The organism is Frankia sp. Mgl5, from assembly GCF_023242985.1.
Classification (GTDB): Bacteria; Actinomycetota; Actinomycetes; order Frankiales; family Frankiaceae; genus Parafrankia; species Parafrankia soli.
The window spans coordinates 46070-65426 of record NZ_JALKFY010000674.1; the positions used below are offsets into that span (position 1 = coordinate 46070).

At 69.2% G+C, this 19357-nt stretch carries 19 protein-coding genes; 13 read left to right on the top strand and 6 right to left on the bottom strand.

All coding sequences use genetic code 11. The features are described 5' to 3' along the window. Positions 1 to 212: 212 nt before the first annotated feature. Complete coding sequence (locus MXD62_RS22665; RefSeq protein ID WP_248831488.1) at positions 213 to 1436, top strand: YibE/F family protein; 1224 nt, start codon at positions 213 to 215, stop codon at positions 1434 to 1436. A gap of 668 nt (positions 1437 to 2104) precedes the next feature. Here the strand turns inward: MXD62_RS22665 and MXD62_RS22670 are convergent. The 3 genes from MXD62_RS22670 to MXD62_RS22680 all read right to left on the bottom strand — a co-directional run bounded on the left by MXD62_RS22670 (position 2105) and on the right by MXD62_RS22680 (position 4039). Further along, complete coding sequence (locus MXD62_RS22670) at positions 2105 to 2320, bottom strand: hypothetical protein (protein ID WP_248831489.1); 216 nt, start codon at positions 2318 to 2320, stop codon at positions 2105 to 2107. 277 nt (positions 2321 to 2597) lie between these two features. After that, on the bottom strand, positions 2598 to 3359 hold the full coding sequence (locus MXD62_RS22675) for a hypothetical protein (RefSeq protein WP_248831490.1): 762 nt from the start codon (positions 3357 to 3359) through the stop codon (positions 2598 to 2600). Positions 3360 to 3580: 221 nt separating this feature from the next. Then, positions 3581 to 4039, bottom strand: a complete 459-nt coding sequence (locus tag MXD62_RS22680; RefSeq protein ID WP_308301308.1) for a BlaI/MecI/CopY family transcriptional regulator — start codon at positions 4037 to 4039, stop codon at positions 3581 to 3583. A 375-nt stretch (positions 4040 to 4414) separates the two neighbouring features. Here MXD62_RS22680 and MXD62_RS22685 point away from each other — a divergent pair, with 375 nt between their 5' ends. The 7 genes from MXD62_RS22685 (at position 4415) to MXD62_RS22715 (ending at position 12723) form a co-directional block, all read left to right on the top strand. Then, complete coding sequence (locus tag MXD62_RS22685; protein ID WP_248831492.1) at positions 4415 to 5761, top strand: WD40 repeat domain-containing protein; 1347 nt, start codon at positions 4415 to 4417, stop codon at positions 5759 to 5761. Positions 5762 to 6636: 875 nt separating this feature from the next. Continuing rightward, a complete protein-coding gene (locus MXD62_RS22690; protein ID WP_248831493.1) occupies positions 6637 to 7770 on the top strand; it encodes a sulfite exporter TauE/SafE family protein in 1134 nt (377 codons plus the stop codon). Between the two features lie 43 nt (positions 7771 to 7813). Further along, positions 7814 to 8035 (top strand): heavy-metal-associated domain-containing protein, encoded by a 222-nt coding sequence (locus tag MXD62_RS22695; protein ID WP_248831494.1) that lies wholly within the window; start codon positions 7814 to 7816, stop codon positions 8033 to 8035. Positions 8036 to 8273: 238 nt separating this feature from the next. Then, positions 8274 to 8993 carry a hypothetical protein gene (locus MXD62_RS22700; protein ID WP_248831495.1) on the top strand — a complete coding sequence of 240 codons (720 nt, stop codon included), beginning with the start codon at positions 8274 to 8276 and terminating at the stop codon, positions 8991 to 8993. A 223-nt stretch (positions 8994 to 9216) separates the two neighbouring features. After that, positions 9217 to 9456: a heavy-metal-associated domain-containing protein gene (locus tag MXD62_RS22705; RefSeq protein ID WP_248831496.1), complete on the top strand. Its 240-nt coding sequence runs from the start codon at positions 9217 to 9219 to the stop codon at positions 9454 to 9456. Then, complete coding sequence (locus MXD62_RS22710; RefSeq protein ID WP_248831497.1) at positions 9453 to 10424, top strand: hypothetical protein; 972 nt, start codon at positions 9453 to 9455, stop codon at positions 10422 to 10424. Before MXD62_RS22705 ends, MXD62_RS22710 begins: the two co-directional genes overlap by 4 nt. A 19-nt stretch (positions 10425 to 10443) precedes the next feature. Beyond that, positions 10444 to 12723 (top strand): heavy metal translocating P-type ATPase, encoded by a 2280-nt coding sequence (locus tag MXD62_RS22715; RefSeq protein ID WP_248831498.1) that lies wholly within the window; start codon positions 10444 to 10446, stop codon positions 12721 to 12723. A 179-nt stretch (positions 12724 to 12902) separates the two neighbouring features. Here MXD62_RS22715 and MXD62_RS22720 read toward each other — a convergent pair whose 3' ends face one another. Further along, positions 12903 to 13832, bottom strand: coding sequence for a M56 family metallopeptidase (locus MXD62_RS22720; RefSeq protein ID WP_248831499.1), 930 nt, complete (start codon positions 13830 to 13832; stop codon positions 12903 to 12905). Further along, positions 13829 to 14221: a BlaI/MecI/CopY family transcriptional regulator gene (locus MXD62_RS22725; RefSeq protein WP_248831500.1), complete on the bottom strand. Its 393-nt coding sequence runs from the start codon at positions 14219 to 14221 to the stop codon at positions 13829 to 13831. The genes MXD62_RS22720 and MXD62_RS22725 overlap by 4 nt, the downstream gene beginning before the upstream one ends. A gap of 465 nt (positions 14222 to 14686) precedes the next feature. Between MXD62_RS22725 and MXD62_RS22730 the strand changes: the two genes are divergently transcribed. From MXD62_RS22730 to MXD62_RS22740, 4 genes are all read left to right on the top strand, one after another. Beyond that, the gene (locus MXD62_RS22730) at positions 14687 to 15676 is read left to right on the top strand and encodes a C40 family peptidase (protein ID WP_248831501.1); all 990 of its coding nucleotides are present in this window, start codon (positions 14687 to 14689) and stop codon (positions 15674 to 15676) included. A 138-nt stretch (positions 15677 to 15814) separates the two neighbouring features. Continuing rightward, positions 15815 to 16219 (top strand): DUF6153 family protein, encoded by a 405-nt coding sequence (locus MXD62_RS40835; protein ID WP_368862436.1) that lies wholly within the window; start codon positions 15815 to 15817, stop codon positions 16217 to 16219. 84 nt (positions 16220 to 16303) lie between these two features. Beyond that, complete coding sequence (locus MXD62_RS22735) at positions 16304 to 16909, top strand: DUF305 domain-containing protein (RefSeq protein WP_248831502.1); 606 nt, start codon at positions 16304 to 16306, stop codon at positions 16907 to 16909. Between the two features lie 341 nt (positions 16910 to 17250). Continuing rightward, complete coding sequence (locus tag MXD62_RS22740; protein ID WP_248831503.1) at positions 17251 to 18021, top strand: sulfite exporter TauE/SafE family protein; 771 nt, start codon at positions 17251 to 17253, stop codon at positions 18019 to 18021. Here the strand turns inward: MXD62_RS22740 and map are convergent. Continuing rightward, positions 18005 to 18826: a type I methionyl aminopeptidase gene (map, locus tag MXD62_RS22745; protein ID WP_248831504.1), complete on the bottom strand. Its 822-nt coding sequence runs from the start codon at positions 18824 to 18826 to the stop codon at positions 18005 to 18007. The genes MXD62_RS22740 and map overlap by 17 nt on opposite strands. Before the next feature lie 66 nt (positions 18827 to 18892). Between map and MXD62_RS22750 the strand changes: the two genes are divergently transcribed. Next, a complete protein-coding gene (locus tag MXD62_RS22750) occupies positions 18893 to 19195 on the top strand; it encodes a helix-turn-helix transcriptional regulator (RefSeq protein WP_248831505.1) in 303 nt (100 codons plus the stop codon). The last annotated feature ends 162 nt before the right edge of the window (positions 19196 to 19357 follow it).

Here is a 19357-nt window from a genome sequence, read left to right on the forward strand (position 1 = left end):
GTTGGAGCGGGGTATAGAGGATGGGTCGCTGAACCGCGCCGGGTCGGATGGAGGCGCGGGCCGGACGGTGCGCCTGGCGCAGGAGATGTATGAGGCCACCTGGCCGCAGGTAGCACCATGCTCAACGGCCACACTCGGGAGCCATGGGGCCTGGACATCACCACGGTGGAGGAGCGGGGACCGGCGAGACGTCGCGGCCGGCCACGACTGTCATGGCGGCGGCGGTGGCGCTGTTCCTGATCTTCACCGTGGTCGGTGTCGTCCTGCTCTGGCCGTCCGGTGGCACCCGGGAAACCCCCGAGGATCTGCGCGGCCTGGTGGGCGGCGCCAGCAAGCTCGTCAACGCCACCATCGAACGCGTCGGTCGGGGTCCCTGCCCCGACCTGACCGGCGCAGGGGCACCCCCGGCGACCTGCGACCAGATCGACGTCGTCCTGGACGATCCGTCGGAATCCGACACCCGGCTCCATCTCGACACTCTGGTCGACCCCACCGGCCCGATCCTGAAGGTCGGGGACAAGGTCCGTCTCGCCCCGACCACCGACATCGCGGGCCAGGCGACCTACTACGTCGCGGACTTCCAACGCTCCGCTCCGATCGGCTGGATCGCGTTCCTCACCGCCGCCGTGGTCGTCGCAGTTGCCCGTTGGCGCGGACTGGCCGCGCTCGCCGGCCTCATCCTCAGCTACCTCGTGATCGTCAAGTTCACGTTGCCGTCCCTGCTCGACGGACATTCCCCCGTCGCGGTCGCCCTGATCACAGGCACCGCCCTGGTCGTCGTTCTGCTCTACCTTGCCCACGGCGTCTCCGCCCGTACCACCGCCGCCCTGCTCGGGACCCTCGCCAGCATGGCTCTCGCCGGCGCCTTCGGCGCATTGGCTATCAACTTCGCTCGCATCACCGGACTCGGCTCTGACGAGGACGTGATGCTCAAGGGGTTCGCCGGGCAGCTGAGCCTTCCCGGGCTGGTTCTCGCCAGTGTCATCATCGGCTCACTCGGCCTGATCAACGACATGACGATCACTCAGGCTGCTGCGGTCTGGGAGGTCTCCGACGCGGCCCCGCGGGCCTCGTTGCGGCACCTGTACCGCTCCGGGATGCGCGTCGGACGCGACCACATCGCCTCCAGCGTCTACACCCTCGTCCTCGCCTACGCCGGCGCCGCCCTCCCGACCCTGCTCCTGTTCACCCTCGCCGACCGCAGCAGCGCCGACCTGGCCAGCACCGACCTCGTCGGTGCCGAAATCGTGCGGACCGCGGCCGGCACCATCGGCCTCGTCGCCTCGGTGCCCCTCACCACCGCCATTGCCGCACTCGCCGCGTCACGACGACACCCCCCAGGCTCGGTATCCCCTTCGACCGACATCGACACCGACGCTGCCCCAGCCGGTCACGCCGATGCGGACACCCAGCCCCTCACCTATCGGGCCGGCTAGCGTTTTGCCGTCCGGGCTCATCGATGCGTCGGGAACCCGCACCCACAGGTTGGAGCAGCGCCTGGCTCAGGTTGTCAGGCACGTCGCGCCGCATGGTGAGGACAGGGACCGGCGGCAACCGCGAGCACAAACCAGGCGGCAGGCACGAGGGCGCCGACGGCTGTCGGGAGCAGGGTGTCGGGATCCTGCCTCATCAGAGCGAAGCCGGCCTGGCCGGGGGCGAGCCGTCCGACGTCTGGAATATAGGCGATCAGCAGGTTCTCGATGAACAGCAGTCAGGTGGCCAGGCCGACCATGGCGGTGACCTGACTACGCAGGATCGCGCCCAGTCCGAGGCCGAAGGCGGTCCACGGCGCGCCCATGTGGACGATCATATGATTCCCCAGCTGTGGGGGGGGGCTGACGGTCACGTAATTCGGCGATCATTCACACCCACCAGGGCTCCGCCCAGGAGGAGACGGACGAAACCGGGGTGGGTAAGGGTGATGTCGATGCCACGTCCAGCGGGGACAGAACTCCCAACGACGACGGCGACGAGTTCCACGGCGAATCCGAACACCGCCCCGGTGAGGGCGCTCGCGCCGGGCTTCGCGGTCAGGACTGTCCCCGCCGCGGGGTGACGAGGAACGCCGAGCGAATCGTTCCATGGCGGAACTCGGTAGCGATGGTCATCGCGCCGGCGATCCCCCGGCGAACAGCGCTGCGAGGACTCCCCAACCGAACACCCTCATCTGATCTGTGACGGTTATCGGCCGGTCTGGGCTGAGGCTGAACGCATGGAGGGCCACCGCGAACTGACCGAGACCGAGCAGGGGCAGCAGCAGGGTGAGGTCGGTGCGGGTCGAGCGCTGCTTGCGCAGTTCGGCGGCGAGGACGGCGTTCACGCGGCCACCTCGGAGGTGGCCGCGAGGTAGACCTCTTCGAGGGGCCTGCCCGTCCGCGGTCAGCTGATCGGGCCGACCCTGTGCCACTCGCCGACCTCGGTGGAGTAGCAGTGAGGCTCCGCCTCGGACCGCCGAGCAGGGTAGTTGGGTTGGTGCTCCTGGTGCTGGTGGGAGCATCCTCACGACCGTAGCCGTGCCAGGAGGCCGGTGATGGGTGCGCATACAGTGACGGTCGGCGAGGTGCTCGACGCGTGAAGACCCCGGCGACCAAAGATCGTTAGCCGGTGGATAGGCGTAGCAGCCGTGTGAAGGTGGCACCAGTGTTGCGGGACTCGTAGATCCCGTCTGTGGTGGCGGCGAGCAGGCGCCGTGCGTCGCCGGCGGTGAACGCCTGCGGGGCGCCGCCGGGGATCTCGGATACCCGCTTCCAGGTGTCGCCAACGTCGGTGCTGACGCTGAGGGTGCCGGCCGGGTCCAGCCCGTAAAGGCTGGTGCTGGCCGGCCAGGCGAGGAGCATTTGCACGGCGGCGTTGCGTGGTGATGCGAACGTCCGCCCGCCGTCGGTGCTGGCCCGCAGGGTGGCGGAGTCGGCATCGTAGCCGTAAGCGGTGCCATGGTTGTAGTCGAGGGCGTGGAAGTCTGCCTGGCCGGTCAGGGAGCGCTTCCGCCAGGTCTTGTCCGCGTCCGTGGACTCGATCAGCCCGGCGTTCGGCGGGCTGATCGAACCAGCGGCGGGATGCCCGCTGGCGAGGAACGTGTCGGGGCCGGCCACGGTGAAGCCCATGAAATCGTTGCGCTCCTGCCCGACGAGTCGTGCCGTGCCTCGATCGATGCGGAACAAGCCGTAGTGGGTGGCGACGTAGACCGCGTTGTCGGCGGGATTAACGCCGAGTCCGTGCACGTGGCTGATCTGCGGGGCCTGCTCACCACGGTTGGTGGACGAACCGTTCGAGCAGGCCACGACCAAGATCGTAACGGTGAGCAGGGCAGCGGTCCACAGCACGGCGCCGCAACGTCGATAGAGGAACACGGCGATCATCCACCTCCTCCGGTGTATGCGCCAGGCCACAGGTTCGACCGCTGTCTCCTACGCAGAGTAGTATTTGTTTGCGTCGTAGCTGCGATGTGTGCGCCGTCTTACCGCTGGTGGCTGGTGGCTGATGGCGAGGGTGAACACGGGGTTCTCTGCGCTGTAGAGCCCCACGGGCTGTCCCAGCTGCGGGCTGACCCAGGCGTGCATCATCGGGGCGAGCGACGGCACTACGATGCTTCCGCCGATGAACGGCGATGTGGTTTCGGTGCGGCTCGGTGACCTGTATCCGGATGCTCGCCCGTGCAGCTCTTCCAGCCGGTGGCGTTGTTCGGGGGCATCTCGGCGAGCCGGATGGCGAACGCGCCCAGCGCCGCCTGCCCATAGCGGGCCACCATATCGATGGTCTCCCGGTTGCTGGCCCAGACGAGGAACTGCCCGGGGGTGTGCGCGGCCCGGTACTCGTGCGCCCTACGGCCGGGTTTGGCGTGGGCAGCGAGAAGGCCCTTGATCGTCAGTTGGCGCAAGACAGTCATGACCGTGGTGTCGGCGAGTTCGGGCATCAGTGTCGCCACATCGCGGACCACGAACGGCGCGGGGACCTGAGTGGTCCACACCAACCTCATGATCCGAGCTTCCAGTGGCCCGAGTAGGGCAAGGGCACACCCAAGGTCCTCCTCGGAGCCCACCGCCCCGCTACCATCCTGGTCACATCTCCTACAGCCGATAGTAGAAATGCTGATGAGCGGGGGAGGGCTGGACTGCCTGGGCCGGGCTGCGGGCGCACGCCGACGACGCGATCCGTCGGGTCGCCGGCCCCATTCCAACCCATGTCTGCCGGCGGCGACACTGCCGTGGTGGAAGCTGGTAGTGAGGATGTGAGCGGCGTGCGGGGACGGGATTGGTCGTGGCAGCGCGGGCTGTTGCGGCGGGGGATGGTGGTACCCCGGGCCTTGGCTGTGCTGGTGGTAGTCGTGGTGGCAGTGGTGGTGTGGCGCCTTGACCGTGCTGAGGGTGCCAGCAGCGCTCCACAGGAGGTGTCACAGCGGCTGGCTGCCGAAGCGGTGAAGACCGCCACCGACCGGCCGGATCTCGCCCGCCGGCTCGCGGTCGCCGCCTACCGCACTGCCCCCACCTCACAAGCCCAGAACATCGTGCTGCACCTGCTGGCCTCTGGCGACCGGCCGCTGGCTACTCTCACCGGTCACACCGATGGCGTGAGCGATGTGGTGTTCAGCCCGGACGGTGGGCTCCTGGCCACCAGCAGTATCGACGGCACCGCTCGGCTGTGGGATGCCACCGCCCGGGGTGCCGTCAGCGAACCGCTGGCCGTTCTCACCGGCCACATCGGTGGCCTTTATGGGGCCGCGTTCAGCCCGGACGGCCGACTCCTGGCCACCAGAAGCATCGACGGCACCGCTCGGCTGTGGGATGCCACCGCCCGGGGTGCTGTCAGCGAACCGCTGGCCGTTCTCACCGGCCACACCGACGGCGTCACCGACGTGGCGTTCAGCCCGGACGGCCGGTTCCTGGTTACCAGCAGTCTCGATGGCACCGTCAAGATGTGGGACACCACTACCCGAGGCGGGGCTGACCAACCCCTGGCCACCCTCACCGCTGGCCGTGTCAACGGTGTGGTGTTCAGCCCGGACGGGCGTCTACTCGCCACGAGCAGCTGGGACGGCACCGCTCGGGTGTGGGATGCCACCGCGCGGGGTGCCGTCAGTGAACCGCTGGCCACCCTCACCGGCTACGCCGGCGGTGTCTCCGACGTGGTGTTCAGCCCGGACGGCCGACTCCTGGCGACGAGCAGTACGGACGGCACCGCTCGGCTGTGGAATGCCACCGCCCGGGGTGCTGTCAGCGAACCGCTGGCCACCCTCACCGGCCACACCAGCAGCGTCACCGACGTGGTGTTCAGCCCGGACGGCCGACTCCTGGCCACGAGCAGTACGGACGGCACCGCACGACTGTGGGATGCCACCACCGCCCGGGGTCAGGTTCAGCCACTGGCCACCCTCACCGGCCACACCGGCGGCGTCTATGGGCCTGCGTTCAGCCCAGACGGGCGGCTCTTGGCCACCAGGAGTGAGGACCACACTGCACGGGTGTGGGACACCACCGCACGAGGTGCCATTGACGATTCCCCGGCCGTCCTCACCGGCCACACCAACTCCGTCTACGATCTGGCATTCAGTCCAAATGGCCGGCTACTCGCCACAGGTAGCTGGGACAACACAGCCCGGCTATGGGGTCTGGACGCCGGCCTGCTGGTTAGTGCCGCCTGTGACGAGGATGCGAACCGGCTCACCGAGGCTGAATGGAAGGCCGTAGTGCCCGGCGTTCCCTATGAGGCGCCATGCCCTACCCGTCAGGATGACATGAGACAGGCGATGCCTATCATCTTGTGACCAGGGCGGGTTGAGGAGAATTCGACACCCCGGGTTTCGAGGTCCGACGTCACCTGGGCCCGTACGACTCTTGCGGCCTGCGGCGGCGGGCGCGATGTGGTGTGCACCAGCCGACCACGAAAGAGGAAATTACCAGTCATCCTCGCGTCCCCCGCGTGTGCGGGGCCGACCGAGCGCTCGTCCCCGACGCCATGTCGCGGTTGGCCTTGTAGACGGCGTTGCTGGCCTGCCGGCTGACGGAGCCGTTCTCTCCATCGAAGACCACCAGGATCTCCGGTCAGCCGTCGAGCTCGGCGGTCACTGCTTTGCGCAGGAGCGCGAAGAACATGAACTGGGTGGACGCCTGCAGCATCCAGGGCCGACAGACGCCGCCTGCCGGGGCTGCCCACGGCCAACCTTCGCTCTGTCTACGATTTTTTGTAGTAGATCTTGGTTTGGTGGCGGGTCGCGGACAGACGCTGCCCGGGTGTTCCGATGGGCCTGCTTTGCCACGGTGCCCCCGGCTTCGTGGGTGGCCCCGTGGCGGATCGGTCGCGACAGCATTTGGCGCGAGGCCGAGGCCGAGAGCAGGCAGCTGCGCTCGTCGTGGTCATGGTGGGGCCGGCCGCCGTCCCCTGCTGCCCTCGTGATCTTTTCGTGCTGTCTGCCGGCAGCTGGTCCCCGGAGGTTGGCCCCGGCGCCGTGGATGGTCACCGCCGACCCGGTTTTCTACTACTTCATGTAGTGGTTTACCGTCTGGTTCGGCAACTGGCGTCGGACCGCATGCCGGATCCCGCCCCGGTCTCGCTGCTCGTTTCGACACGCAGCCCGGGGCGGGGCTCCGCGCTCGGCTGGCGAGCTTTCGAGCATCCTCGTCCACTCTCACGGGAGGCTGCGTGAATCTCGCAACTGTTCTGGTGACCGGCCTGTTCGCGGGTGGTGTGTCCTGCGCCGCAGTGCAGGGCGGCCTGCTGACCGGCCTGATCACCCGGCAGCGTGCGGCAGCGGCGGGGTCAGCCGAGCCGCCCCGTCCTGCGCCTGGGCGTGGTCGCCATTCGGCCCGCCATGCCGTCCGCCAGGACCGGGCCCGTTCCGGGATCCGGTCGGTGCAGGCCGTACGAGAACCGGACTGGCGTGCTCAGCTCGGTGACGACCTCGCCCCGGTCGGCGGGTTCCTGGCCGGCAAGCTTGTCTCGCACGTCCTGCTCGGGGCGTTGTTGGGTGCCGTGGGCGGCGCGGTGGAGCTTTCGGCCGATGCGCGCACCTGGCTGCAGATCGGCGCCGGCCTGCTGATCATCGTGTTCGGTCTCGCCCAGCTGGGCGTGCCGGGGTTCCGCGGCGTCGTCGTCGAGCCGCCGGCCTCGTGGATGAGGGTCGTCCGCAGGCGTGCCCGTTCCCAGGCGGCGCTGGCACCGGCGCTGCTCGGTCTGGCCACCGTGCTCATTCCGTGCGGCGTGACGCTGTCGGTGGAGGCGCTTGCGCTCGCGTCCGGGTCCGCGCTGGCGGGTGCGGCGACGATGGGGGTGTTCGTGCTCGGCACCGGCCCGTTGTTCGCCGTTCTCGGCTACGCCGCCCGTAAGGCCGCGACCGCGTGGCGCAGCCGGCTGGCCGCGGTCACCGGGCTGGTCGTGTTGGCTATGGGGCTCTACACCCTCAACGGTGGCCTGCAGCTCGCCGGTTCGCCGCTGGCCGCCAACCGGCTCGCCGAGGCCGTCGGGCTCTCTCGGGTGCCGGTCGACACGTCGGCCGCGTCGACGGTGGACGGGCGCCAGACCGTGGAGATCACGGCTGATGCCGACTCCTACAGCCCCGGCAACGTCCAGGTGCAGGCCGGTGTGCCCACGACGCTGGTGGTGCACTCGGACAACGCGCAGGGCTGCATCCGGTCGTTTGTCATCCCGGACCGCGACGTCGAGAAGGTCCTGCCGGTCGAGGGCGACACGGCGATCGATCTGGGGGCGCTGGAACCCGGGAAGCTGCGCTACGCGTGCGGCATGGGGATGTTCACCGGGGTCATCACCGTCGTCTGAGCACATTGCCTTCGGCTGTACAAGGAGAACGGAGTACCCGACAGTGCCCGCCACCACACGTACGTTCCGCGTCGAGGGAATGCATTGTGCCAGCTGTTCGCTGCTCATCGACGACGCTCTGGAGGATCTACCGGGCGTTCGTAGCACCCGGACCACTCTGAAGCAGGGACGCACCGCGGTCGAGCTGGACCTGAGCCAGAACAGCCCGCAGGACGTGGTCAGAGTGATCGAAGAACTCGGTTACAGGGCCTCGCTGCTGCCGTGACGGACCGGCCAGAACCTGTCGGGCAGGCCGACTGCCTCGGTCATCGGATCGTCCGCTGCCATGAGGTCTACCACCAGGAGGCCGGCGTGACTGTGTTGTTCTGCGCGACCGGGTGAGCCGAGCAGTGGACGGTCCACCTACCATGCCGCTCGTTATCCGCCGGTCGGCGTTCCACGAGCCATCCAGACCCGTTCCCGACTCGTCCCTGTTCCGGACCGAAGCCGAGGGACGGAGACATATGGGAGGCCGGCGGAGAGCCGAGACCCGGATCATGGCCGACATCGGGGCACGCAGAATCGTGGCGGCGTTCGCTTCGCTCGGCGCGGCCGCGACTCATGCCGCTGTCGCGCCGAGCCATTTCACCTCCTGGCCGTTGTCGGGCGTTTTCTTCTTCGCGACCGCGGTCTTCCAGGCGGGCTGGGCCCTCGCCGTGATGCGGAGCGCCGGCCGACGGACGGTGGCGACGGGCCTGCTGGTCAACGCGGGGGTGATCCTGGTGTGGGTCCTCAGCCGGACCGCGGGTTTCCCCGCCGGCCCCCATGCCGGTGTGCCCGAACAGGTCGACAGGGTCGACCTCACCGCGGTGGCCTTTCAGATAGTGGTCTGCGTCCTTGCTCTGTGGTCCCTCCGGGCGCGGCCCGCGCGTGGGTTCCGTTCCTCGTTCAGCGCGGCTGCCGTGATCGGTGCCGTCGGCGCCGGGGTCACTGGCTTCACCCTGCCCGCGGTCGAACTCGCTGGGTCACACGGTCACGGTGACAGCCACGGCCACGAGATGACAGACGAGTCCGTTCCCCACTCTCACAGTTCGGGCGATGATCCCCCGGAGCTCCCACACGACAGCGTGGGTGGGACGACCGGACCGTCGCCCGCGGCTGGCGAAACCCGTGAGCAGGAGCTGCCGTCCCCGCCTGCTCCCAACCACCCCCACCCCCCGGGTACCGCACCTCACGACGACTGAGCATCCCGACGCCCCCGGCTCCACATCCAGCCGCACGCACTGTCTGACCGGGGCGACGGCGGTCGCATCCCGGGCTTCCCACGAGGTACCCCCATGGGGTACCTTGCTCGACGAAGGATACCCCCCATGGGTATCTCGCGAAGGGATGGAGAGGGCGGCCGTCGGTGTCGCGCCCTGCCGAGTCCTGACGCGATGCCCAGGGCCCCCGAGAGAGGAGCTCCTGATGAGCGAGACCACCTACACCGTGACTGGCATGACCTGCGGGCACTGCGTCGCCTCGGTCACCGAGGAGGTCGGCGAGATCCAGGGCGTGACGGACGTGGCGGTGGACCTGAGCTCCGGTGCGGTCACCGTCACCAGCGACCGGCAGGTCGACCCGGCCGAGGTCCGTGCCGCGGTCGAGGAGGCCGGCTACCAGCTCGCCGGGCTGAGGCCGGCGCCCGAAGGAGCTGGTGCGAGGTGAACGCGGCGGTGAAGCTGTCCGCCTTTGGCGTGGCACTCGCCCTGGCCGTCGCCGGGGCTTACGGCGTCGGCATGGCTGTCGGCCCTCTGACCGCGGTCGATGCGGGCGTCGACGATGCCTCGGAGGCCACGGCCGCTGAGGTCAGGGGTGCCGAGCGCGAGGACGGCCGCGGGGGCAGCGCCCGGGACGCCGTCCTGGAGCAGCCGGGCGGGCTGGCGTCCAGCGCGGGCGGCTACACCTTCACGCCCACTGATTCGAGCCTGACCCCTGGGGCCCGCGAGGACTTCACCTTCCGGATCGTCGGGCCGGACGGGGCTCCCGTCACGGCGTTCGACGTCGAGCATGACAAGCGGATGCACCTGATCCTGGTGCGCCGCGACGGCACCGGGTTCCAGCATGTACATCCGGACATGACGCCCGAGGGGACCTGGTCGGTCCCGCTCGGCGTGTCCGATGCCGGCTCCTACCGGGCGTTCGTGGACTTCACTCCCACCGGCGCGGCGGCCGCCACGCTGGGTGTCGACCTGGCCGCCCCCGGCCTGTTCGAGCCGGTCACGCACGTGCCGGCGCGCACCGCGGCGGTGGATGGGTATGAGGTGACGCTCGCCGGTGACCTCGTCGGTGGGCAGGCCTCGCCACTCACCCTGACGGTGCGCCGGGACGGGCGGCCGGTGACGGACCTGGAGCCCTATCTCGGCGCCTACGGGCACCTGGTCGCGCTGCGCGAGGGCGACCTGGCCTACCTGCACGTACATCCCGACGGCGGACCCGGTGAGGGGCCGGCAGGCCCGGACATCCCGTTCGTCGCCGAGGTGCCCAGCGCGGGCAGCTACCGGCTGTTCCTGGACTTCCAGCACGACGGGGTCGTCCGTACCGCCGAGTTCACCGTGCCCACCGAGCCGGACGCCCGGGACGCCACCGTCACCCCGCCGCCGGCCGGGCACGACGGCGCCGGCCACAGCCACTGACCGGGAGAGGAAGGCTGGCATGAGTGCCACGACGACGAACACGTCCGGCGCTGCGGTCACCGAGATCGAGCTCGCGATCGGCGGGATGACCTGCGCGTCCTGCGCGAACCGGATCGAACGCAAACTCAACAGGCTCGATGGCGTCACCGCCACGGTCAACTACGCCACAGAGAAGGCCCGGGTGAACGCCCCGGGCGGCGTCGACCCGGCCGTGCTGGTGGCCCAGGTCGAGGCGGCCGGCTACACCGCCGAACTGCCCCGGCCGCAGACGGCGGAGCCGGCGGCCGGCGTCCCCGACGCCGAGCCGGACCCGGCCCGACCGCTGCGCCAGCGCCTGGTCACCAGTGCCGTGCTGGCCGTTCCGGTGATCGCGATGGCGATGGTCCCGGCGCTGCAGTTCACGAACTGGCAGTGGTTCTCGCTGGCTCTGGCGGGCCCCGTCGTCACCTGGGCCGCCTGGCCGTTCCACCGGGCAGCCTGGACCAATCTTCGACACGGCGCGGCGACGATGGACACCCTGATCTCGATCGGTGTCAGCGCCGCGTTCCTGTGGTCGCTGTACGCGCTGCAGTTCGGCACCGCCGGGCTGCCCGGGATGGTGCACCCGTTCGAGCTGACCATCGCCCGCGGGGACGGGACGGGCAACATCTACCTGGAGGTCGCCGCCGGAGTCACCACGTTCATCCTCGCCGGCCGCTACTTCGAAGCGCGTGCGAAGCGCCGGGCCGGCGCGGCGCTGCAGGCGCTGCTCGAACTCGGCGCCAAGGACGCCGCGGTCCTGCGCGACGGCACCGAGGTGCGGATCCCGATCGACCAGCTCGCCGTCGGCGACCGGTTCGTCGTCCGGCCCGGCGAACGAATCGCCACCGACGGCACGGTCGAAGAAGGCTCGTCCGCCGTCGACGCCTCGATGCTGACCGGTGAGTCTGTCCCGGTCGAGGTGGCACCGGGCGACGCGGTGACCGGCTCGACGGTGAACGCCGGCGGGCGGTTGGTCGTGCGCGCCACCCGGGTCGGTGCCGACACACAGCTGGCCCAGATGACGAAGCTCGTCGAGGACGCCCAGAACGGCAAGGCCGCCGCGCAGCGGCTCGCCGACCGGATCTCCGGTGTGTTCGTGCCGGTCGTCATCGCCCTGGCCGCGGCCACCCTGGCCTTCTGGCTCGGGGCGGGGGCCGGCGCGGCGGCGGCGTTCACCGCCGCGGTCGCCGTCCTCATCATCGCCTGCCCCTGCGCGCTCGGGCTGGCCACGCCGACGGCGCTGCTGGTCGGAACGGGGCGGGGCGCACAGCTCGGCATCCTGATCAAGGGCCCCGAGGTACTCGAATCCACCCGCCGGGTCGACACGATCGTGCTCGACAAGACCGGCACGGTCACGACCGGCCGCATGAGCCTCTTCAGGGTCCACACCGCCGCCGGCGTGGACGAGACCGAGGCGCTGCGGCTGGCCGGCGCGTTGGAGAACGCCTCCGAGCACCCCATCGCGGCCGCGATCGCGCGGGCGGCCCGCGACCAGGTCGGCGACCTGCCCGATGTCGAACAGTTCAGCAACGTCGAAGGACTCGGCGTCCACGGCGTCGTCGAGGGGCGTGCCGTACTCGTCGGGCGTTCGGCGTTCCTGGCGGACTGGAGCCAGCCGCTGCCGCCAGACCTCATCGCGGCCAAGGACGCCGCCGAGGCGGGTGGCCGCACCGCCGTCGGCGTCGCCTGGGACGGCGAGGCCCGCGCCGTGCTCGTCGTCGCGGACGTCGTGAAACCGACCTCGGCGCAGGCCGTCGCCCAGCTACGTGGGCTGGGGCTGACCCCGGTGCTGCTCACCGGCGACAACACGACCGCCGCCCGCGCCGTCGCGGCGGAGGTCGGCATCGACACCGTCATCGCGGAGGTGCTGCCAGCCGCCAAGGTCGACGTGGTCAAGCGCCTGCAGTCCGAGGGCAAGGTCGTCGCGATGGTGGGCGACGGGGTCAACGACGCCCCCGCGCTCGCGCAGGCCGACCTCGGCCTGGCCATGGGCACCGGCACCGACGTCGCGATCGAAGCCAGCGACCTCACCCTGGTACGCGGCGACCTCCGGGCCGCGGTCGACGCGATCCGGCTGTCCCGCCGCACCCTGGCGACGATCAAGGGAAACCTGTTCTGGGCGTTCGCCTACAACCTCGCGGCGCTACCGCTGGCCGCGGCGGGCCTGCTGAATCCCATGATCGCGGGTGCGTCGATGGCGTTCAGCTCCGTGTTCGTCGTCGCCAACAGCCTGCGGTTGCGACGGTTCGCCGCACAGGGCGACACGAGAAGCATCTGATCGCGGTGGATGCCCTGGTGTCGGTACGGACGCCGGACGTGGGGCGGTCGCCTGTCCGCGCTGGCAGTGTGCCTGTCGTTGCCGACCGCCCTGCGCTGCCCACCGCGCCCTCCCGTGCCGCCGTCGCAGGGGTCTTGGGCGTGAATGACTTCGCGCTACGCCGAGTCGCAAGCCGATGATCAGGAGCAGTGGTATCCGAGGTCGCTCAAAGCGGGTACAGCGGTCACAACAAGTGGAAGGAACAGCAGCAGCACGACGATCAGGCCGCGGGCTGCGACGGCAGCACGGGGGAGGGGCGGATCTGCGGTCAGTAGACGCAGTACCCGTTGGCGCACCGCGGTGTTCGCCATGCCCAGCACGGGGGCTGGGGGAGCCGCGAGCCGCAGCACGGCTTCGGCGACGACGTGGGGAGCGCTGCGCCGGGCGGCGCTGTCGTCTGCGGTGAGCTCGACGAGCCGGCGTAGCTCCTCGTGTCCCGTCCCGAAGAGCGGCACGGCCGGGAATGCTCTGGCCAGCACGGCTGTCGCGGTGAGGATGAGGTGGTGCCTGCCGGCGAGATGGGCGCGTTCGTGCGCGATGACGGCGTCGAGTTCGGCGGGAGGCAGCGCCCGCAGCGCGCCTTCGGTGACCACGACACCCCCGCTCCGGCCCGGGAGGCAGAACGCGCTGCGACCAGCATGATCCAGTATGTAGATCCGTAGTGCGGGATGGAAACGCCCGAGCAGGCGGACGTCGTGCCGGTGACGGACGCGCGACCGACGGCCGGCGCCAGCGACGGCGACGGCGACATGGAGGAGACGGAGCACCGCGGCGGCGCTCACGACGACGCCCGCAACCCGCGGAATCGTCCACCGCATGGAGATCGTCAGACTGTGGCCAGGCCAGCCACACCACTGGACGAGCAGGACCAGCGTGTCCCCGATCGCGTGCAGCGGTACGAACAGCAGTGTTGCGACCAACACCGCCACGGACACCACGGAGATCATCGCGGCGAGCCACATGACGACGGCGAGCCGCGGCGCACGGGACGTCCAGGAAGCACCGTGGAGAGGACGGGGTAGGCCGTAGGCGAGGAGGGCCGCGTATACCGCGAGAACACCGAAGATCATGATGTGGTGGGTTCCTCACCGCCGCGACCACGGCTGGCGGAGTGCCACCGCACCGCTTCGCGCAACGTCTCGTACTCCGTGGCATCCATGGCCTGCACGAAGTGGAGCAGCGCCAGGCCGCGGTCGTCCGTCGCGGAGAGCACGGACCTCATCAGCAGCGCAGTGTAGGCACTCCGGCTCAACGCCGGCTGGTAGCGGTAGGACCGTCCGGCTCGTTCCCGGGTCAGCCACCCCTTGTGGAACAGCCGGTCCATGACGGTCATCACCGTCGTGTAGGCCAGCGGGCGCGTCGGTTCCAGCAGTGCCCGGACATCGCGGACGGCCACCGGGCCACGCGCGGACCATACCCGGTCCATGATTTCGGCTTCCAGGTCGCCGAGTCGTTCCACAACTCCCCCTCGGTTCGGCCTCGACAAGCACCGCGCCCATCCCACGCCGACGCGAACGGTCCCGCCTGCCCCGGTCACCGTCTCCGGCCGCATCTGGACATCGCTGCGTCCGGTGCGCATGTCCCTCGGCGCAGTCTTGCCCGTCGCGGGACGGACTGTCGTAGCCCGCCTCGTTGTCCCCGATACCTACTACTGATCGTAGTTGCCGGGGCGGGGTCCGTGCGGGCGCATCTGCCCTGACCTGGGGCGGGAGACGTCATGAACGCCCATGTGGGCCAACTTTCTCGGCAGCCCTTCCTCGCGGGCCGAAGCCCAGGGAGGATACCGATCTGCTACATGTCATAGTAGTTACGCCGCATTGGGGGGCAACGAGAGGACGTGTGGGTGGATCGCGCTGGCGGGTACGGCTATCAGGCTCGCGAGGATCCAGCGCCGCTGGTGGGACGCCGTCCGCGAGCGAGGGCCATGGAGCGGATGCGCGGGACGCGGCTACGTGTGTCGGTGTCGCAGCGCCGGGTGGCGACGCTTGCCCTCATGACGACCGGTGGCTTCGCTGCCGCGTCGACTGGCTTCGCGCTCGCCACCACCGGCGAAGCTGCCCCCGCTGCATCGCCGACGCCCACCATCCGCACAGCCGGTGTCCTGCCCGCAGGACTCGACCCGGCTGCGACGGAGGGTGAGGCGGCGACGTTGGCTGTCGCTATCGCTGATCCATCGCCGACTTTCACCGCGCTCGCTTTCGCCTCCGACCGGGCGACCATCGCGCCGAACGGCGAGGTGATGTTCACCGTCCGCGCGACCAAGGCCGGCGGTGCGCCCCTGATCGGATCCGCCGTCCGCATCGTGGCCGTCAGCGGTCCGAAATGGACCACTACGGCCGCGCTGCGGACGGACGCTGCTGGCGAGGCGCGGATATCTACTCGTCTGCTGTCCACGACCACGCTCACCGCTGTGTTCGACGGCTCCGCCGCGCTGCGCCCCTCGGTGGCCGGGACGACGACCGTCACCGTCCAGGCTCCGCCTCCGGCTGCCAGGTCCGCCCGCACGGGCGGGGGGCAGTCGGGTGTCATGCCCACGCCGACCTACGGCTGGGTTCCGGCAAGCGAGATTGGCGCGAAGGCCGTCTATCTTGCGTCCCTGCAGAATGGCAAGCCGTACGTCTACGGCGCGGAAGGGCCGTACGCGTTCGACTGCTCCGGCTACGCCCAGTATGTTTTCAAACAGCTGGGACGGAACCTGCCCCGAACCGCGCAGGAGCAGTTCCGTGCCACAGCCCGGATCCCACCGTCGGGCAAGCAGCCAGGAGACCTCATCTTCTTTGGCAGTCCGAACAACATCACTCACATGGGTATCTACGCGGGAAACGGTTATATGTGGGCGGCTCCGCAAACAGGCCGGAATGTCAACCTGCAACCGATCTACAGCAAAAACTACTATGTCGGCCGGGTACTGTAATCCTGTTCTGACCGTGGACCCTGTAGCCGCGGCCTTGCTCCCCTCGGCTAGTCGGTGAGGCATAATCCGCGGGTGAGTTACGGGAGCCAGGGTGGGCCTGGCCCGGGTGGCTTGCCCGTTCTTGTGCTTCTCGTTCCCGTGCTTCTGGGGCTTCTTGTCATGCATGGAGGTCTTTCGGCGCATATCGTCGACCATCGGCACGGTGATGGTGTCGCGACGCTGGCGGGTGTGGGGATGGGCGGCGCGATAGGCATGAATGTCGCGCACGCCGCCCTGCCTGCCGACTTGAACGTCACCTCACCCGCTGCGGTCCACCTGACGGATGGGGAGCATGAGGGACACGGAGGTCAGATGTGTCTGGCATTCCTGCGGTCCGCGGCGCTGATGCTCCTCATTCTGATCATCGGTCGGGTGCTTCGCCCCGCCGGGCAGCACACCACGACTCCCAGGCCAGGGTCATCAGGCGGTGGTCGCGCTCCACCCCGCCGCGCATTACCCGTTCACCGCCCTTCCCTGGCGTCTCTTTGCGTGCTTCGACTATGAGCCGACGCGTCTGCCCGGAACCCTGTTCAGGGCGATATCGCTATGCATCGCACATATCACGATGTCCACGCAGACGGGACTGGCATGAAAAAACTCCTAACCCTCATCGCCCTAATTATGGGTGCTATGGTTCTCGCCGCGTGTGGCGGCAATGACGGCGACGGTACGGGCCGACTCGCGGCGGATCACAACGCGGCGGACGTCACGTTCGCACAGAACATGATTCCCCATCATCGGCAGGCCGTCGAGATGGCCGGCCTCGCCGAAACGCAAGCCGCGAGTCCAGAGGTCAAGACCCTCGCCCGTCAGATCCGCGACGCTCAGGCCCCGGAAATCGCCACCATGGTCGGCTGGCTCAACGACTGGGACGAGTCCACCATGGCGCCGGACAGCGGTCAGGGCGGCGGACACGACATGAACGGCCACGGCGGCGGGGGAGGCGGGATGAACGACAACGCTGGCGGGATGATGAGCGAAGGTGGCATGGCCTCGCTGAAAAACGCCAGCGGAGCCGTTTTCGACAGAATGTTCCTCGAGATGATGATCGAACATCATCGCGGGGCTGTCGAGATGGCCCAGACCGAACTGCGGGACGGCCGCTACGGCCCCGCCAAGGAACTCGCCGACTCCATCAAGAATACGCAAAACACCGAGATCGCCACCATGCAGGATCTGCTCGGCAGAGTTTGACCGCGTCTCGGTAGAGCCGGTTCTGGGGCGAGGCGAACCCACTCGGCGGCCCCATCAGCCTGAGGTTGAACGGCGATGTTCCCCGATGGGCTGTGCCCCTACCAGTGGGAGCGGCGTGAGGCTATCGGATGTATCCGGGTTGCCACGTACGGCGGGCGGTCGGTGCGGAGGCAACTGTGACGAGGAGGCCGCAGGCAGGAACGCGCAGCAGGCGAGGGACGGGTCAGCCGGTGGGCCCGACCGGACCGGCATCGACTCCTACCGCCGCGACCGCACCCGCGTCGCCGACCGTAGCCTCGCCACCAGCCCACGCACCGCCCGTCTCGGCCAGGATCGGTCAGATGACGACGATCCTGCTCGGGTTCGCCGCCGGCCTGCTCGTTGCGACGATCACCACCCCGGTCGGGGTGTCGGGCGCGGTGTTCCTGCTACCCGTGCAACTCGACGTCCTGCACACCCCGAACCCCGCGGTCACCCCCACCAATCTGCTGTTCAACGTCATCGCCACCCCCGGCGCCCTCGCCCGCTACCGCCGACAGAATCAGCTCACCGGTCCTTTGACCCGCCTGCTTGTCGCCGGCGCCCTGCCCGGCGTCATCCTCGGCGCAATCATCCGCGTCCACCTCGTCCCCGGCGCCAGCCTGTTCCGCCTGCTCCTCGGCCTGTTCCTGCTCCCCCTGGGCCTCTGGCTCTGCGCGCGCACCCTGCGCCATCCACGCCAGCACCCCACCCCACCACCACCCCGGACCATTACCGCACTGGCCCTGTTAGTCGGTCTCGTGGGCGGCATCTACGGCATCGGCGGGGGCTCCATCCTCAGCCCGATCCTCGTCGGGCGCGGCATGCCCGTACCCACCGTCGCCCCCGCCGCCCTCGCGTCCACCTTGGCAACCTCGATCGTCGGCGCCATCACCTATGCCCTGCTCGCCCTCACCACCGCCGGCAGCATCGCCCCCCACTGGGCTGTCGGCCTCGCCAGCGGCCTCGGTGGCCTCGGTGGCGCCTACCTCGGGGCCCGCCTGCAACGCCACATCCCCCACACCGGCCTCCGGCTCCTCCTCGGTGGCCTGGCCGTCGCCCTGGGGGCCGTCTACCTCACCCAAGCCGCCTGACAGTCCGCGGCCCGGTTCCCACCCCTCGCGGTTCCGCCTTTGGCAAGGTGAGGATTTCGGCTCCGTCGTTGGTGATAGCGATCGTGTGCTCGCTGTGCGCTGTTCGGCAGCCTGTCGCGCTTCGGAGGGTCCAGCCATCGGCATCGGTGACGAGCTCGGCGGTGTCCGCCATGACCCACGGCTCCAATGCCAGCAGCAGCCCAGGGCGCAGTCTGTATCCACGGCCGGGCCGTCCGGTGTTCGAAACGTGCGGGTCCTGGTGCATCGTTGATCCGATGCCATGACCTCCGAACTCGGTGTTGATCGGGTACCCGGCCTCGCTGAGGACGGAGCCGATGGCATGGGAGATGTCACCGATGCGAGCCCCGGGGCCGGCAGCGGCTATCCCCGCGTACAGCGCGCGTTCGGTCGCGTTGATCATCGCGACGCTCTCCGGGGGCTTTGAGTCGCCCACGATGAAGCTGATGGCGGAGTCCGCGGCGACTCCGTCTCTGGAGACGGCGAGGTCGAGCGTCAGCAGGTCGCCGTCGGCAAGCGTGTAGTCGTAGGGCAGTCCGTGGAGCACGGCGTCGTTGACGGCCGTGCAGATGTAGTGGCCGAACGGCCCGCGTCCGAAGGACGGCTCGTAGTCGACGTAGCAGGACTGCGCTCCAGCCTCGACGATCATGGTCTTGGCCCACTGATCGATGTCCAGGAGGCTCGTGCCGACCGTGCTACGGCTCTTCAGTGTCTGCAGAATGTCAGCGACCAGGGCGCCTGTGTCCTTTGCTTGAGCCAGCTTGGTAGGGCTCAGGATCTCGATCATGCGGCGCCCTCCTCGTGCTACCAATAATTATACCGGCCATATTATACCGGTACTATAATCGGAGTCATGGTCAGGTTGCCGCTCACTCCGGCGGAGATCGAGCGCGGGCAGCGCCTCGGCGCCCTCCTGCGCCGGGCCAGGGGGGAGCGCTCGATGCTCGATACCGCGCTGGACGCGGGTGTCTCACCAGAAACCCTTCGGAAGATCGAGTCTGGTCGCGTAGCCACCCCTGCCTTCCCGACCATCGCGGCGATCGCCGATGTCCTCGGGCTCTCCCTCGACGAAGTGTGGGCCGAGATCAACCAGCCTGACGGCGAGGTCGAACCCACAAGATCAGGTCGCAGCGCACGCGAGCGGTTGGCCTCGTGAGTCTCGGGCCCGCAGCTCCGTTGCAGGTGCCGACGGCAGAGAGCCCGTGGGCGCGGTGCTCAACCAATGTCCCCGGTCAGTACATCTAGTGCCGCATCAGGCAACGTTCGCCTTGGCGACGACGGCACGGAGTTTCTTGTCGGCGGCGTGGCGGTTCCGCCA